Origin of the sequence: Chryseobacterium pennae (assembly GCF_003385515.1) — a bacterium.
In the GTDB taxonomy this organism is placed as follows: Bacteria; Bacteroidota; Bacteroidia; order Flavobacteriales; family Weeksellaceae; genus Chryseobacterium; species Chryseobacterium pennae.
In genome coordinates this window covers 264,151-281,474 of sequence record NZ_QNVT01000001.1, presented here as the reverse complement: position 1 = coordinate 281,474, position 17,324 = coordinate 264,151, and the positions used below count along the sequence as shown (strand labels likewise).

At 36.9% G+C, this 17,324-nt stretch carries 14 protein-coding genes; 3 read left to right on the top strand and 11 right to left on the bottom strand.

Annotated elements, in window-relative coordinates; genetic code table 11:
- Window positions 1-6 precede the first annotated feature (6 nt).
- Together DRF65_RS01285 and DRF65_RS01280 are read left to right on the top strand one after the other, a co-directional pair.
- Window positions 7-2,115: a glycoside hydrolase family 97 protein gene (locus DRF65_RS01285; RefSeq protein ID WP_115968207.1), complete on the top strand. Its 2,109-nt coding sequence runs from the start codon at window positions 7-9 to the stop codon at window positions 2,113-2,115.
- Window positions 2,112-4,151, top strand: a complete 2,040-nt coding sequence (locus tag DRF65_RS01280; protein ID WP_115968205.1) for a glycoside hydrolase family 65 protein — start codon at window positions 2,112-2,114, stop codon at window positions 4,149-4,151. Before DRF65_RS01285 ends, DRF65_RS01280 begins: the two co-directional genes overlap by 4 nt.
- Window positions 4,152-4,217: 66 nt before the next feature.
- Here DRF65_RS01280 and DRF65_RS01275 read toward each other — a convergent pair whose 3' ends face one another.
- The 5 genes from DRF65_RS01275 to DRF65_RS01255 all read right to left on the bottom strand — a co-directional run bounded on the left by DRF65_RS01275 (window position 4,218) and on the right by DRF65_RS01255 (window position 10,460).
- Window positions 4,218-6,905 (bottom strand): TonB-dependent receptor domain-containing protein, encoded by a 2,688-nt coding sequence (locus DRF65_RS01275; protein WP_115968203.1) that lies wholly within the window; start codon window positions 6,903-6,905, stop codon window positions 4,218-4,220.
- 66 nt (window positions 6,906-6,971) lie between these two features.
- On the bottom strand, window positions 6,972-7,334 hold the full coding sequence (locus DRF65_RS01270) for a hypothetical protein (RefSeq protein ID WP_165852153.1): 363 nt from the start codon (window positions 7,332-7,334) through the stop codon (window positions 6,972-6,974).
- A 19-nt stretch (window positions 7,335-7,353) separates the two neighbouring features.
- Window positions 7,354-7,998, bottom strand: a complete 645-nt coding sequence (locus DRF65_RS01265; protein WP_115968200.1) for a hypothetical protein — start codon at window positions 7,996-7,998, stop codon at window positions 7,354-7,356.
- Window positions 7,999-8,080: 82 nt separating this feature from the next.
- Window positions 8,081-8,767: a response regulator transcription factor gene (locus DRF65_RS01260; RefSeq protein WP_002982671.1), complete on the bottom strand. Its 687-nt coding sequence runs from the start codon at window positions 8,765-8,767 to the stop codon at window positions 8,081-8,083.
- Between the two features lie 154 nt (window positions 8,768-8,921).
- The gene (locus tag DRF65_RS01255; RefSeq protein WP_115968198.1) at window positions 8,922-10,460 is read right to left on the bottom strand and encodes a sensor histidine kinase; all 1,539 of its coding nucleotides are present in this window, start codon (window positions 10,458-10,460) and stop codon (window positions 8,922-8,924) included.
- A gap of 201 nt (window positions 10,461-10,661) precedes the next feature.
- Here DRF65_RS01255 and DRF65_RS01250 point away from each other — a divergent pair, with 201 nt between their 5' ends.
- Window positions 10,662-11,147, top strand: a complete 486-nt coding sequence (locus tag DRF65_RS01250) for an SRPBCC family protein (protein ID WP_115968197.1) — start codon at window positions 10,662-10,664, stop codon at window positions 11,145-11,147.
- Window positions 11,148-11,268: 121 nt separating this feature from the next.
- Here DRF65_RS01250 and DRF65_RS01245 read toward each other — a convergent pair whose 3' ends face one another.
- The 6 genes from DRF65_RS01245 to DRF65_RS01220 form a co-directional block, all read right to left on the bottom strand.
- Complete coding sequence (locus tag DRF65_RS01245; RefSeq protein WP_115968195.1) at window positions 11,269-12,096, bottom strand: hypothetical protein; 828 nt, start codon at window positions 12,094-12,096, stop codon at window positions 11,269-11,271.
- A gap of 1 nt (window position 12,097) precedes the next feature.
- A complete protein-coding gene (locus tag DRF65_RS01240) occupies window positions 12,098-12,937 on the bottom strand; it encodes a hypothetical protein (protein ID WP_115968193.1) in 840 nt (279 codons plus the stop codon).
- Window position 12,938: 1 nt separating this feature from the next.
- Window positions 12,939-13,826 carry a hypothetical protein gene (locus tag DRF65_RS01235; RefSeq protein ID WP_123947252.1) on the bottom strand — a complete coding sequence of 296 codons (888 nt, stop codon included), beginning with the start codon at window positions 13,824-13,826 and terminating at the stop codon, window positions 12,939-12,941.
- Between the two features lie 556 nt (window positions 13,827-14,382).
- Window positions 14,383-14,721, bottom strand: a complete 339-nt coding sequence (locus DRF65_RS01230; RefSeq protein WP_115968190.1) for a hypothetical protein — start codon at window positions 14,719-14,721, stop codon at window positions 14,383-14,385.
- Window positions 14,722-14,886: 165 nt separating this feature from the next.
- Window positions 14,887-15,132, bottom strand: a complete 246-nt coding sequence (locus tag DRF65_RS01225) for a four helix bundle protein (RefSeq protein ID WP_228438436.1) — start codon at window positions 15,130-15,132, stop codon at window positions 14,887-14,889.
- A 12-nt stretch (window positions 15,133-15,144) separates the two neighbouring features.
- Window positions 15,145-17,190, bottom strand: a complete 2,046-nt coding sequence (locus DRF65_RS01220) for a S9 family peptidase (RefSeq protein WP_115968188.1) — start codon at window positions 17,188-17,190, stop codon at window positions 15,145-15,147.
- Window positions 17,191-17,324 lie beyond the last annotated feature (134 nt).

The following is a 17,324-nucleotide window of genomic DNA, read 5'->3' as shown; positions in this document are numbered from 1 at the left end:
AAGATTATGATAAAAAATATTCTGTGCCTCAGTTTATTTGTGGTATTCGGATTCATTGTTCACGGGCAATTGCTTGAATCCCCCAATGGTAAATTAAAGCTAAACTTTAAAATTGAAGAAGAAAACCCTTACTATGCACTTCAGTATAAAGGAAAAACGATACTGAAGGATAGCAAACTTGGCTTTGTTTTAAAGCCCGCCACTTCTTATTTTTCCGGATTTAAAATAGAAAATATTCAATACTCATTTGCAAATAATACCTGGACAACGGTTTGGGGGCCTAATAAACAAGTGGCAGATCATTATAATGAGATGTTGGTACATTTGATACAAAACAAAACGGGCTGGAAACTGGATGTCCGGTTCAGACTTTTTGATGATGGTTTAGGATTCCGGTATGAATTCCCTATTCAGCATGAGTTAAGACATTTTACAATCAATAATGAAATGACCTCTTTTAATCTGGGAAAAGATTATAAAGCATTCTGGATTCCTGCAGATTATGACACCAATGAATTTCCGGTAACAACTTCCAGATTAACCGAAATCTCAAAACAGATTGATGAAGTAAGAAAAGAACCTTTGGCTGCCAAGGCTCCAAGTGCAACCCTTGCAGTACAGACCCCTTTGATGCTGAAATCCCAGGACGGGATTTATATTAACATCCACGAAGCCGCTTTGGTTAATTTTCCGGCAATGACGCTCAATCTTGATGAGAAAAATCTGATTCTTTCTTCCAATCTTACTCCTGATAAAAACGGAGACAGGGGATTTATCCAAACCGGATCCGTAAGCCCTTGGCGTACAGTGATTATTAGTGATGATGCAAGAGATATACTGGCATCCAATCTGATTGTTAACCTTAACGAACCCAGCAAAATAAAAGATCCATCCTGGATAAAACCGGTCAAATATATTGGAGTGTGGTGGGAATATTTTACAGGAGGCGGTTCTACATGGACTTATTCAGATCAGCAGGATATCCGGATCGGAGAAACGGATTATAAAACATTACAGCCGAATGGAAGGCATGGGGCTAATACAAAACATGTAAAGGAATATATTGATTTTGCTGCAGCGAACGGATTTGATGCTGTTTTGGTAGAAGGATGGAATGAAGGATGGGAAGATAATCAGGCATACAGGAAAGAACATATTTACAGTTTTACTAAAGCATATCCCGATTTTGATGTAAAAGAGCTGCAAGCCTATGCAAAGAGCAAAAATGTAAAAATCATTATGCATCATGAGACTACTTCTTCAGCTGTAGAGTATGAACGACAATTGAAAGATGCATTCAAGTTTATGAAAGATAATGGCTATGATGCCGTTAAAACAGGATATGTAGGACCTATTATTCCGAGAAGTGAATACCATGACGGGCAATGGATGGTTAATCATTACAGGTATGTTACTGAAACAGCAGCCCAATATCAGGTTATGGTTAATTCCCATGAAGCGGTACGGCCTACAGGGCTTCACAGGACCTATCCGAACTGGATTGCTCAGGAATCTGCCCGGGGAACAGAATTTGAGTCTTTCAACGGAAATAAACCCGATCATACCACCATTTTACCTTTTACAAGGCTGATCGGCGGTCCTATGGATTATACTCCCGGAATTTTTGAAGGTGATCTCTCTGTCTATGGAAACAACAAGGCTAAATTGAGTACAACCCTTACCAAGCAGTTGGCTCTTTACATCACCATGTACAGCCCACTTCAAATGGCCGCAGATCTGATTGAGAACTATAAAAAATATCCGGATGCATTTCAGTTTATCAAAGATGTTGCGGTAGACTGGGATTCGTCTTATATCCTTGAGGCAGAACCGGGAGATTATGTTACCATTGCAAGAAAGGCGAAAAATAAAAATGAATGGTTTGTAGGAGGAATTACTGATGAAAACCCCAGAGAAGCAACTGTAGACTTGTCATTTTTAGCTAAAGGCCAAAAATTCGAGGCTGTTATTTATAAAGACGGAAAAAATGCAAGCTGGAATCATCATCCTAAAGACTATGAGATTTTGCATCAACAGATAAAATCAAATGAAAAACTGAAAATTAAAGTGGCGCCGGGAGGTGGGTTCGCTATCAGTATAAAACCTGTGAAATGATGAGAAAAGGACTTGTTATCTTAACTGTTTTGTGTACCGGTATTTTTGGACACTGTTTGGCTCAGGATTGCTGGAGTATTGTAGCTGAAAATATTGTTCCTGATAATTATACCGGTGTCACGGTTTCAAATGGAATTATTGGAATGACCTCGTCTCCTGAACCTCTTAAGGCTGGTAATGTTATTCTGGCTGGTGTTTATGATCAATTTGGAAGAGGAAGAACCAGTAATTTTCTTTCCAATTTTAATGTGTTGGATTTTAATTTGTTGATTGACTGGAAGCAGGTTAGCCAGAAAAACATCTCTAATTATAAACAAAAAATTGATTTTAAGACAGCTGCTTTTTCAGGGTCCTTTAATTATGGAGATATCGCATCTGTAGAATACAAGTATGTCGCTTTGAGGCATCTTCCGAATAACGTCATTCTCACGGTGACGATCTCTCCCAAAAAAGAGATGACATTTATTGCAGAAAGCAATCTGAAAACACCACAGGGATTTTTACTTTCTCAGCAAAGTTATAATGAGGTGAGCCCTCCGCATGCTACCATTCCTCTTTTGACTTCTGTGGCCAAAAGTCCTACAGGTGCACTTACAATGGCTGCCAGTACAACATTTTTATTTCCTGAAGAACAGTATAGCCAGCCAAAAGTTTCGCATGAAGTACGGGATAGTGATGCACATCTTATGAAATTTGTAAAAAAATTAAAAGCATCAGAAACCTATACTTTTTCACTTATTGGATCACTTGTATCCTCCTCGCAGGTTAATGATCCGTATAATATGGCTGAGAGATTAAGTATCTATGCTAATTTACAGGACCCGTTGGAACTTTATAAAAAGCACGAAGAAGAATGGAAAAATCTATGGAAAGGAGATATTGAAATAGAAGGTGACCCTCAGGCACAGCAGGATGTTCATAATATGTTATATCATCTGTATGCTTTTTCAAGAGAAGGATCAGATCATTCATTATCCCCCGTGGGGCTTAGCAGCACTGGCTACAACGGACACATTTTCTGGGATACGGAAATGTTTATGTTTAAACCCTTATTGTTTTTTCATCCGGAAATAGCAAAAGGACTTGTGGATTATCGTTTTAACCGGATAAAAGCAGCTGAAACCAATGCAGGCTTACATGGATATAAAGGAGCTATGTTTCCTTGGGAAAGCGCTGTTTCCGGAGAGGAAGAAACTCCTGTTTGGGCATTATCGGGAACGTATGAGCATCATATCACAGGAGACGTTGCCTTTGCCGCATGGTATTATTATTTGATGACGAAAGACATACAATGGCTTAGAGATAAAGGCTGGCCTGTCTTAAGTAAAACAGCTGGATTTTGGCAATCCCGTGTAGAGAAAAAAGAAAGTAAATATCATATAAAGAACGTGGTGGCAGCTGATGAATGGGCCGAGAATGTAGATAATAATGCCTATACCAATGCCATTGCAAAGCTCAATCTAAGATTCGCCAACGCTGCTGCAAAAGTTCTGAATTTACCCTTTAATAAGACCTGGAATGAAATTGCAGAGAATCTGGTTTTTACTAAACTTGAGAATGGAGTGACAAAAGAGCATGATACATACAGTGGAAAAGAAATCAAACAGGCTGATGTCAATTTATTGGCCTATCCTTTGAATCTTATTCAGGATAAGGAGCAGATCATAAAAGACCTGAAATACTATCAGGAAAAGATACCTAATAAGCAAACACCGGCGATGACAAAGGCTATTTTTGCCTTATTGTACAGTAGGCTTGGAGACGGTGGCACAGCATATAAATGGTTTAAAGAATCTTATGAGCCTAACCTTTTATCTCCATTCAGAGTACTCGCTGAAACAGAAGAAGGAGATAACCCTTATTTTATTACAGGGGCAGGAGGCATATTACAGGCAATGATCATGGGGTTTGCAGGAGTAGATATCGATGACAAAGGAGTTTTAAAAACAACAAAAAATACCTTACCTCCTCATTGGAAAAGAGTGACCGTGAAAGGAATTGGTGCAGAAAATTTAACCTTCTCAAACAGCCAATAGTAAAGAACAGGCTTCCTTAAATCATAAGGAAGCCTGTTTTGCTATTATTAAATTGTTGTAACCTATTTAAAACGTCACATCCAGTCCCACATAGAAATTTGCTTTCATAATCGGGGCATAGACCATTCCGCCATCAAAATAATTTCCGAAAGGATTTCTAAAATCAATGATTGCATTTTTCTGGTAATAAGAAGTAAGGTTTTCTCCCCCTACATAAGCTCTAAGCTTCTTGTTGAAGTTTTTTGAAATCTGGGCATTCAGTACAGCATAAGAATTGGAATATGCCGGTAACTGAAATTCTGCAGGATTGTCTCCCATATTGGGAAGTCTTTGTTTTCCTACCCAATTTAAAGTAGTATCAAAACTCCAGAATCCCCCTTTATCATTCTTATTGGTTGCATAGGCAAGGTTGACAAATCCTCTGTGTTTAGCCATAAAAGGAACCTCTCTTCTGCCTCCTATATAATCTGCCTGTACATCATAATATTTATAAGCTAATCTAACATCAAAATTTCTGAAAGGAGTAAAATCCCATTGTGTTTGGAACGAGTTTGCAAATGACTTTCCTTCCAGGTTATAGAAGGTAAGCTGCTGAGGAGATCGGTCTAGATCAACCAATACCTGATTCTGGAAATCGGTTCTGAAAAAATCAGCAATGATCGTTGATTTTCTTCCGAAAAGCTTAAACTCCTGTTGTAAACTTGCTCCATAGTTCCACGCAATTTCAGGTTTTAAACCGTAAATATTTCCTCCGTTTGGTAAAATATTGATCGCTCTGTTAGAAGCAAAATACTGCTGGCTTTCCGCAAATACATTGGCTGTTCTGAATCCTCTTCCTGCAGAAAGTCTTAAGATGGTCTGCGGTGTAAAATCATATTTAAAGTTTAATCTCGGAGTAAACTGAGTTCCTGCCAGATTGTGGAAATCTACTCTGGTTCCTGCTACTAAAGTATATTTTAATCCTGTTAAAGTATATTCAGCGAAGATTCCCGGAACAATTTCATTTCTTTTAATATTATCCGTTAAATAAGTTTCATCATAACCATCATATAAAAAGCTTGCTCCCGCTTTGTATTTATGGTTAGTATTCCCCAGGATGCTTTCAAAAATTAAATTTGAATAATAGGTATGCTGCTGCCCTGAATAATTTCTCAACCCAAAGAAGCTGTCCTGCTGGTGATACACATACTGGTTCATCCAGCCGATACTCTGGTAAGGTTTTCCTTTAAAAACATAGCCTGTTTTATTCCAGACCTGAAATCTTGAGATATCAATCCCGACACCGTATGCTGGTTGCTTATCCTGCCCAAGTTTTTTATCAAAGCCAACCTGTCCTGCAGTTCTTTCATCCCTGATAAAGTTAATCCCGAAATGAGATCCGAAACCTGATTTTTCCAGATCATTATAGTTCAGGAGATAAGCAGCGTTGATCTGAGTTCCTTTCGGTCTGTCCAGAAAGCCGTCATGATTCATATCTGTATTTCCAAATGTTCCGTTTCCGTGAAGAAGGAAAGTCTGTGACCATTTATCATTAATGGGAGACACACTGGTAATATTTGCCTCAGCTCTCCCGTTAAAATCTGAGAAAAGGTTCAGGGACGTTTCCGGAGTTTTGGCATTCTTCAGCAATTCGGTATTGATTTGTCCCGTAATACTTTCATATCCGTTGGTTACTGTACTTCCTCCTTTCGTCAGCTGAATACTTTCAATCCATCTGCCGGGAATGAAATTCAATCCATAAGCCGAAGCCAATCCTCTGATCTCAGGTAACTGCTCTTTAGTTAAGCTAGTGTATTTTTGGTCCAAACCCAGCATTTTCAGCTGTTTTGTACCTGTTACAGCATTACTGAAAGACACATCTACGGTGGCATTTGTTTCAAAACTTTCAGATAAATTACAACATGCTGCTTTTAATAATTCTTTTTTATCAATATTAAAAACTAAACCTGCTTCTTTCTTGTTTAAAGAGGTAGCAGCTTTAGAACCTGTTACTACAACCCCATCAATATTCTTTTCATGTTTACTGTGAGAATCATTATCAGATGGAGTAGCATGATCTTCATGTTTCGTCCCTTCCTCATAATGAACCTTTGGGTTGGCTTCTCCAAAAGTAAAATCCCTGTCATACAGACAACATCCCGGAAGACCATTATAAGTAGTATCCAAAGCCTTATATTTCTCGTTATCATGTCCCACATCAGCAATAGCCTTTAAAATTTTATCTGATGAGGTTTTTGCGGTATCAAAATGTAAAGCAACCGTTTGCTTCTCTGCATTCCATTCAGCTGAATCAGCTCCTGCTCCCTGAGCTGCTTTTTCAATTCTGGCTTTACATGAAGCACAGTTTCCTCTTACATAAAATTCATTGTCTTTTTTGGCATCAATATGATGCTCATGAGGCTCTGCTGCTGCTTGTGAAGGCTGTAGATCTCTTTCATACAGACAACATCCCGGAAGGTTTTTGTAAACGTCATCGGATGCTTTAAATTTTTCATTATCATGACCTGCTTCTGCTACTTTTTTCAGAATGTCATCAGCAGAAACTTTATCTGTTTCTAAAGTCAGAGTTTGAAGATCTATAGAATAAACAGCCGTTTTTGCACCTGCTTTTTTAGCCACTCCTTCAATTCTTGTTTTGCACATTTCACAGTTCCCTTTTACTTTGAACTGGTTTTTCTGAAGATTTTGAGCCGATATAAATTGTGTAAATAAGAATAATGTACCAAGTATCAACCTGGAAATATATAATTTCATTTGTTTAAAGTTTAAATTAATTAAAATACGGTTCGATACGGATGTAACGAACTTACAATGTTTTAATTAACCTATTTTAGGCGGTTGCCAGATTTCCTTTAAACGATCTGAAAGATAAGGATCTGAATATTGAAACTGAGGATTCTTATTTGCTTTGTAATAAGACAGTTCCAGACGCAGGTTTTTTGAAAAAGGGGTTTCAATAAAAGTGTAGCAGACTATACATGATGAACAGCAGTCATCATTACATGATTTTGTAGCGCGATCTTTACCATCCTTTTTTGAGGAATGATTTTTACAGCAGTCACTCTTCTTTCCGGATTCTGCTTTGCAGCATGTTTTCTGTATAGATTGAGCGTAGAAGCCATCCTTAGGAACCAGAAAGATTCCCAAACAAAATACTATTGCCAGTATGTGAAACAGCTTCATATCTGCAAAAATACAAAATTTATGGCAAAGGATCACCAACTTTTAGAGAGCAGCTGTGCCAAGGTTCTCCATGAGCAGGGTTTATTTTAGGTTTTTCTCCCATAGCAAGATTTTGTGAAGCTGCCTGAGCAGGTGTTGGAGTAGGAGTAACCTGTATATTATTTTGAGCTGTTTGCGAAGCTGGAGCAGGTTTGCCATTTAAAGGCTGTCCTACGGGGATATCACATCTGTGCCCCGGTTGTCCGTGAGGAGGATTCATTCCCGGAGCCGTTTTCACAGGTTTAGAATTATTGTTCACTGTTACTTGCGCTGGAGCTGCTGAGTTAGGATCAATTTGAATTGCATTGTTAGCTCCTACGCTGATATTTTGTGAAGCAGGGGTAGCTGCTGGCTGGCTGTTCAAAGGTTGTCCTACAGGAATGTCACATCGGTGTCCCGGCTGCCCGTGTGGTGGGTTCATGCCCGGAGCAGTGGCCATAGCAGTAGAAGGAGTACTGGATTGGATGCCTGCCTGATCCATCAGTGAAGCTTTTGGAGCATTGTTAATAGCTACAGAAGGCTGTTGAGTACCTGCTTCTTCTTTTAAATAAGTTGCTCTTTCATCTTTCTTACAAGAGACAGCTAATATTGATACAGAGATCAAACCTAAAAACGTATTCTTCATATCCTTGATTGGGTATAAAACAAAATTAGCAAAACATTTTCAATTGTTTTGCTAATTTTATATTTATAATACGATTTTTAGATTAGTTTTTTACAAGAAGTCTAAATCCTTCACCGTGAACGTTGATAATTTCCAATCCTTCATCATCTTTCAATAGCTTACGAAGTTTGGCAATATATACGTCCATACTTCTTGCTGTAAAGTAATTTTCCTTTTTCCATATCTTTCTAAGAGCAAGGTCTCTCGGCATGAAGTCGTTTCTGTGGATGCAAAGAAGTTTCAGCAATTCGTTTTCTTTTGGCGAAAGTTTATATTCTTTATCACCTACCTTCAGTTGTCTCAACATAGAATCAAAGAAGATATTGCTGATCTTGAACTGCTCCTGCTCTTCATTTTCCAGGGTAGAGCTTCTCTGAAGAATAGCCTTGATCTTGTATAAAAGAAGTTCCGTATCAAATGGTTTGGTGATATAATCATCAGCCCCTAATTGATACCCTTTCAGGATATCCTCTCTCATATTTCTTGCTGTAAGGAATATGATCGGTGTATTTTTATCGATTTTTTTCACATCTTCGGCTAATGAAAACCCATCTTTCTTAGGCATCATCACGTCAAATATACAGATGTCAAATTCATTTTCTGTAAACTCTTTCAATCCCTGTTCCCCATCTGTAGCAAGTGTAACTTCAAAATTATTGATTGTTAAATAATCTTTAAGCACTGCCCCGAAACTCTGATCGTCCTCTACTAATAATATTCTATTGCTCATAACTTTTACTAATTAATAATTAACAATGAAGAATGAACTTTCTCACTCTCTCTTCTTATATTTTGTTTTTTGGTTCTTTATTTTATAATTGATGAATAATGTGAGATGATCCTTTAATTATTAATTCATATCATTCATTACTCATTCCTTATGTTTACCCCATCGGCAGCTTTATCGTAAATGTACTTCCATCTCCTTTGTTGGAGTCTACAATAATCTCTCCTTTGTGGAGTTCTACAATTTTTTTAACGTAGGAAAGACCTAATCCTTGTCCTTTTACATTGTGAATATTTCCGGTTTCTTCTCTGAAGAATTTCTCGAAAATCTTTGTTTTATTCTGGGTTTCCATGCCCATTCCTTTATCAGAAATTTCAATGACATACCAATGTCCTTCATTTCTTGTCTCCACATGAATTTCCGGTTCTTCAGGAGAATACTTATTGGCATTATCCAGTAAATTCACCAGCATATTCGAGATATGAAACTCATCAATTTTAAAATTATAATGAGTAGCATTGAACTTTTGGGTCAGGGTACCGTTTCTCTGCTGTACGATCAGGTTGAAAGACTCTGTTGTTCTCTTGATCAATTCCCTTACATTGGTTTCTCTCAGGAATAATTCTACCTCATTTCTTTCAAGCTTAGACATGTTCAGAACATTTTCCACCTGTTTTTTCATCCTCAGGTTTTCCTGTTTAATCAATTCGGAATAGTATTTTACTTTATCCGGGTTGGTGGCAATCTTATCATTGGCTAATGAATCTGTTGCTACAGAAATGGTGGCCAGTGGTGTTTTGAATTCGTGGGACATATTGTTGATGAAGTCTGTTTTCACTTCAGCAAGTTTTTTCTGCCTCATCATATAATTGATGGAAATGATATAAATTCCAAGAATTGTAAGCAATGAAAGAAAAGTACCCAATAACATAGGCCAGTTGTTCATAGCCAGAGAATATTCCTTTTTAGGGAAAACTAAGGCCAGATTATATAAGGTATTGTATTTCTTATCTGTAAAAAGAGGATAGTTATATGTATTGCTGTCTTTTTTTTCTTTGTAAGCTTTATTGGCAATACTGGTAAGTTTATTGTCTTTGTCTACAATTCCATATCCGAATTTTGCGCTAATTCCTCTGATTTTTAATTCTTTTGTAATCACAGAATCAAGAGTGGCCGGGCTTACCCTTTGTGCAATAGGTAAATTATTCCCATATACCTTTACAAACTCTTTTACTGCATAATCCCCGGTTTCAATATCCTGATTGATATCCGAGGTAAGAATTTCACGGTTGGTGGTATCTCTTTTTATTTTGTAAGCAGCTTCATCAGTGTATAAAGTAGTAAGCTTTACAGAGTCTCCTTTTTTAGAAATAGGAAGCTGTGCATTGGAGATAATATTTTTGGAATAGATGATCTGTCTCTGAGTTCCGGAATCCTCCACCTGTTGAATGGTAGTAAGAGAAGGGTTTTTACTGTTAGCAAGAATGGTATTTCTGTTATCCTTAGTAAGATATTTATCAGCTTCAATTTCTTCAATTGTTTTTGAAGTACTTTCCAAAACGGAATAAACTTTATTGGAAAAGTCCTGTTCCAGTACACCGTAATAGCCTTTCAGCCAATAAAATTGGAGCGTAACAAAGACAATCAGTGAGATCGTCATAAACACCGATATTATTGGGATGAATTTATTATTCATTATTTAATTATATATGTTTTGGAAGTATGAATGTTAAAATTAATTGTTTTAAGACTACGTAAACAAAAAACGAGCCAAAAAATTATGTTTTTTATCTTAAAAGATTGTTTTTTAACAATTATTTATGAATTATTGTTTACTTGTCATAGGAAAAGTCCTTTCTGTAAATAAAGACTTAACTTTATTTAAAATTATTACTTTATGGAATCTAATATCATTTTCAACAAAGATTTTGACTCAAAAAGTGTCTATGTAATGAATATTTACAACGCTGATGTTTCTGAAGTGTGGAACTATTTTACCCAATCTGAATTATTGGATCAGTGGTGGGGACCCAAACCCTGGAAAGCTGAAACGGTAAAACAGGATTTCAAAGAAGGTGGAATCTGGCTGTATGCAATGGTAGGCCCTAACGGTGAAAAAGGATACTCCCAATCCCAGTATGGAGAAATCATAGAACATAGAAGTTTTGACTGGACGAGTGCTTTCTGTAATGAAAACGGAGAAGTTAACGAAGATGCTCCAAAATCAAAATGGCTGATCGGTTTCACTGGAGTAGAAGAAGGAACAAAGGTTACAGTTAATATCCATTACCAATCAGAAGAAGTAATGAAAAGAATGCTGGATATGGGATTCGAAGAAGGTTTTAAAATGGGGCTCAGCCAGCTTAAAGAAATCATCGGATAATCATAGGAAATGGAAAAAGTAATGACAGATCATTAATTTTATACAATGAAAATCGGTCACTCCAAGTGGAGTGCCCGATTTAATGAAATATGGAATAAAAAATGTTTCGTGTTATCTCAGATTATAGTTTTTCTATGCTGATAAAAGTTCCGTCTGTAGGAACTATTTTGTAGACATCGGCCACTGTTAGAATAGAAACACCACCTGAAACTTGAACTTTAAGCTTATCTCCTTTGTCAAACATTGCTAAAAACTCCATTGTTCCCACTCTGTTAGCTCCGGCTGTAATCAAGATCGCTTCATTCAAAGGCACATCATTTCTGGCAATAATAGCTCCGTTTTTTAAAGCTCTGAAAGAAATTACAGGAGGACTTACATGAATACCGGAAGTTTTCACCTTTAAACTGATAAGGATCTTATAAAATCCCGATTCTTTGAATGTAAAATTACTGAAGCTGCTGTTTACTGCTCCCTGAGGATCAATAATACCAAGTTTATCGCCATCCAGGGACGTATTGTGGAACCCGAAAGGCACATCTTTTTCTCCGCATCCGATCAATATGCATCCTACAGATGGAAAATCACTTTCAGCAGTTGTTGGGTTCATGCTGGCGCGAGTAGCCCTTCCTCCGGTTTCATAAAAAGTAGGTTTCCATATATCCCCGTCGTATACTACCACTCTCTGAATATCTTTTCTGTACATAATCATTCCCTGCATAGAAGGATCTTTGTCAAAACGATTAGGCAGACTGGTATTGTACAGAGGTAATTCGGATTCATTATTTACGGTTGGGATCATCATTCCTTTAGATCCTGCAGCACTATCATCCTTATTCACAACACTGAACATGGAATTTGGGCTTGGATTGATTTCACTTCCAATAATAACCTGAGAAAATGCCATTGTGGCTGTCATCAGAAGGGTGGTGATATATATTTTCTTTCTCATTTTAATTCAGTTTTTCTATATAGATAAAAGTATCTTTATCGTTCATTTTAAAATTGACACCAGCTCCTACATTTAATCCTGTATCAGCTTGGATGCCAGCTCTTAATCGGATCTGGTCTCCTGCATGCAGATATTTTGTAGTGGAAAAGTTATTTACTGAATTTGCACTGCCGGCTGTTACCAATAATCCGTAAAGCAAAAAGCTGTTTTCATGAATTTTTTGCCATCCATCTCCGGCAGCAGCGGCATAGAGAGCCTGTAGTGAAATAATGGTAGCTGCATTTCCTACAGAAAGACCTCCGGCGCTACTTGTTTTTACAGATGGATTGATTCTGTAGAAACCATCTGTCGGAATTGTAATTTCTCCATTAGCGTTTACCGTAACTTTTAAATTATTGATATTATTTCTATCAAAATCAGCTAAAATATTAAAAGATAGGGTAGGGCGTCCTGTAATTCCCAATACATTGGCTACGGATACATCAGCCGCATTGGATCCCAGAATACTTACATTTTTATAATTTTTGATACTCCTCTCCGTTGCGGCAATCCATCTGTAGCCATCGTATTTTACTACATCTTTGAGTTCTTTGCTATAAAATACCAAGCCATTATCTTCAGGTTTGTTTTCATACAGATCCGGGTGTGTTGCATTATAGTGAGGAAGTTGAGTATGGTTTTCAACAGTGGGAAGCATAATCCCTTTGGCATTATGCTCTATCTGTAAAGCGGCTCTTGTGTGAACTGTTTCGGGTTTGTTACCCATTTTTACCTGAGCGGATCCCAGTGTACTTATCGCTGTTACAATAAAGACTTTGAGCGTAATCGTTTTTCTCATCATTTTAATCACTTACTTTGGTGAACATTATTTCTCTTGGGTAGTATTTGGAGATATTGGCATTGGTTGCAGCGGTAAGAGTAACCACTACAGATACTGTTGCCAATGGAGAATGTATTCTCGAAACAATATAATCTCCTGGATTCAGGCGGATTCTGGTGGTTGTAAATGCAGCAGTATTGGTATCCCCACCAATTCCCAGGATGCCATAATAATCCGGGAAGAATGTGGTAAGTTTTACTTCGTTGTAACTTCCATTGCTTTGCTTCAGATAGGCTCTTAATTGATATTGAGGTCCACTGGTAAGGGATACTGCTCCTCCTGTTTTGGAAGGAACATTCAGGTAAATGTCATAGACTCCGGCTTCATTGATGACAAATTTGGAATTATTAAAGGTTTTGTCTCCATAAAGTCCGCCTCCGGCAACTACCGCTGCTTCCTTCGTTATATTAAGGCTATTGTAGGATTGTTTGCCATCAACAGGTGCGCTGAAACTAAGTCCTACATGTCGGCCACATCCAAGAAGTACGCATGCCACACCTATTTCTTCATCCGCATTGGATAAAAACCTGGATTGTTTCAATTTAAAGTCGGCAGTTGTAGGTTCATTGTTCCATTTTCCTCCATCATAGGAATAAAATGTAGCATGTGTTTTTTCGAACATCATCATTCCTGTCATCTCACTGTCTGAGGTGGCAGAACTGTACAACGGAAGATTCTCCGGTGCAGATACTTCAGGAAGCATCATCCCGTAATTCTTACCTTCGTATTTTCCGTCTACCTGTAAAATGGCCTTATTGTGGATTTCGACTGTTGGGTTTTTCGAAATACCTACTTGTGAAAAGGCCATGCTGACAATGAGCAACATTAGAGAAGTGCTAATCTTTTTCATGGTTTGATTTCTTATTTAAATTTAATCTGTTTGTTCAGAAGAATTTTTTTTGAAATACATAGTTTTTCAGTCCTCAGTTTTTTTGTGTGTATTTTTTTCAAATTTTTATCTGTCCCGGTTCAGGTCGAACTGGGATTTCATTTGTTTTTTGTCTTTTTTTTCAGTGCTGTACATAGGTTGTAAGCCTGAAGAAATTGACCATTGTTATTCTGAGGGAAATTGACCACAGTGGCGGGGTCAAAAGAATTTGGTCTGTGTGCCTCTAAATTACAAATCTAATATGGAATATGTCTATTAAATTACGAAAAATCACAAAATATGAATATGATATTCGTAAAATAGGTGTGTAATGAATTGATAACTAAATAGTTTAAAATATTAACTCTAACTTAAAAAATTAGATATTTTTTTAATATTAATCTTGTTTTTGTTTAAAAAAAATAGAGACAAGTTTTGGCTTGTCTCTATTTGTATAAGGGGAAGTGATGTTTTAGAAGGGTTTTGCTAATAATGCTATTGTTTTATTAGTAAATTTTCAAATTATCACATTTTCGACTTAAATAAGTTCTTCTTCCTGGAAGTATTGAATAATCGCCTTTTTCATGAGCAAGGACTGCTCATTAGGTCTTAATTCAGGAAGGTCTTCCAATTTTTCAAAGTGTGGCCACCCATCTTCATAGTGCGAGAATTTGTAATATCCAAAAGGTTCAAGCAATCTGCAAATTGCAATATGTATCAGATTTACCTTGTCTTCTTTTGTGTATTTTTGCTGTCCACTGCCCAGTTCCTGCAGGCCTATTAAAAACAGCAATGTTTCAATAGGCGGGTTCTTCTCGGTTTGGAAATTGTCCTCGAAGAACTGTTCTATTTTTTTCCAATATTCGGAATCGTTCATATAATTGATAAATGATGATTAATAATGATTAATGTTGCTAATGTTTTAATTCTTCACCTAATTTCTTTTTATAGGGGGAAGTCGCTTTCACAATTTCATCAGTCTTGTGATAAGCTTTGTTATATTTTCTTTTTCCAGCAGATGAAGTTCATCTATTAACTCTAGCTAGAATAAAGTTTCATCAGCTTCTTCTACAACAATACATATCTTAGAGTATTTCTCTTTTGTAGATCGTGCTCTGCACATAGCTCTATAATTACTTGCTGTTGATGAAACAGAGCGGAATATCTGTTTTCTTATATTTGAGATTTTGTCAGAATATGGGATTTCGGATAATTCATTAATAATTGTGATTGTTAATGCTTTGGCTCTTCTTGCGAAGATCTGGTTATAGTTATTGCCGAAATCCATATCAATTATCTTTTATAAATTATCATTTATTTTCAATAAGAATGCATATTCTAGTGCGTCTTCTTTCAGTGATTCAAATCTTCCGCTGGCTCCGCCATGTCCTGAACTCATATCTGTTTTAAAAACCAGAATATTATCGTCGGTCTTCAATTCTCTAAGCTTGGCGGTCCATTTTGCAGGCTCCCAATACTGTACCTGAGAATCATGGAATCCTGTGGTGATAAGCATATGTGGATAATTCTTAGCTTCTACATTATCATAAGGTGAATAGTCTTTCATATAATGATAATATTCTTTATCATTAGGATTTCCCCATTCATCATATTCTCCGGTCGTTAACGGGATTGTATCATCCAGCATTGTAGTAACTACGTCCACAAAAGGAACCTGTGCCACAATTCCATTGAATAACTGTGGTTCGTAATTCATCACTGCACCTACCAGCAGTCCTCCGGCACTTCCACCCATTGCATATAGGTGATCAGATGAAGTGTAGTTTTCCTTTACAAGATATTTTCCTGCATCAATAAAATCGAAGAAGGTGTTTTTCTTGAACAGCATTTTTCCGTCTTCATACCATTCCCTTCCCAGGTATTCACCACCACGGATATGAGCAATGGCGTAGATAAAACCACGATCAAGGATAGAGAGTCTTACATTTGAAAAGCTGGCATCTACCGTATGTCCATAACTTCCATATCCATAGAGTAGAACTGGAGTGTCTGCTGATTTTTTCGTGTCTTTATGATATACAAGAGAAATTGGAATTTTTGTTTCTCCGTCTCTGGAATCTGCCCAGATTCTTTCAGAAATATAATTTTCGGGGAAAAATTTTCCACCTAATACTTCCTGCTGTTTCAGAAGTATCGTGGTTTTATCCTTCATATTGTACTCGTAAGTAGAGCTTGGCTGCGTCAGGGACGTATAGCCATACCGTAAGACCTCAGTGTCAAATTCAAGATTGATTCCTATATAAGTAGTATAAGTTGGATCAGAGAATGGCAGGTAATAAGAATCCTTCGTTTTTTCATCAATAATTTTGATTTGAAGCAATCCTTTTTTCCTTTCCTCCAATACCAGATAATCTTTGAATATTTCGAAACCTTCCAGTAAAATTTCGGCACGGTGAGGGATTACATCCACCCAATTTTCCATACCGCAGTTATCAATCTTGGTTTTTACAATTTTAAAGTTCGTAGCCTCATCTGCGTTGGTGATAATATAAAATTCATCTTCATAATGTTCTACTGAATATTCAAGGTCATCTATTCTTGGCTGGATGACTTTCCAGTCTGCAAAAACATTATTTGCAGGAATAAAATGATGTTCATCAGAAATTGTGCTTGAACTTGCGATGAAAATATATTGTAATGATTTTGTCTTGAATACATTTACATCAAAGGTGTCATCCTTTTCATGGAATATAAGGATATCTTCAGCGGGATCAGTTCCCAGTTTATGTCTGTAAACCTGGAATGCGCGGAGACTCTTGTCTTTTCTGATATAAAATACGTGCTGGTTATCATTGGCCCAAACTGCTTTTCCTGTGGTATTCTGGATTTTATCCTGAAGAATTTCACCGGTCTTTAAATTTTTGAAGTTTAAAGTATAGATTCTTCTTCCTACATTATCTGAAGAAAAAGAAGCCAGTTCATTATTGGGGCTTACGGCTACGCTTCCTACTTCAAAGAATTCTTCACCTTCCGCTAACATATTGACATTAAGTATGATTTCCTCCTCGTTATCCAGAGTTTCGTGCTTTCTGCAGAAGATTGGATATTCTTTTCCTTCCTCATAACGCACAATATACCAGTATTCATTAAAGATATAAGGTAAAGATTCATCATCCTTCTTATAACGGGCTTTCATCTCTTCGAAGAGTTCCTCCTGAAGCTCTTCGGTGTCTTTCATGATGAATTCTTCGTAAGCATTTTCTTCTTCAAGATATTGAATGACTTCCGGGTTTTCCCTTTCATTAAGCCAGAAGTAATGGTCTACTCTTCTGTCGCCGTGGGTTTCTAATATTTTTTCTATTTTTTTTGCCTGTGGAGCTTTCATCAGAATATTTTAATTTTTATACGTCCGGATATACTTTCAGAGACGTTTTATTCAATGTTAATTTTTGTTCAAATGTAGTTAAAAAAAAACCATCTTTCCTTTATTGGAGAGATGGTTAGCTTTATTTTTTTTGT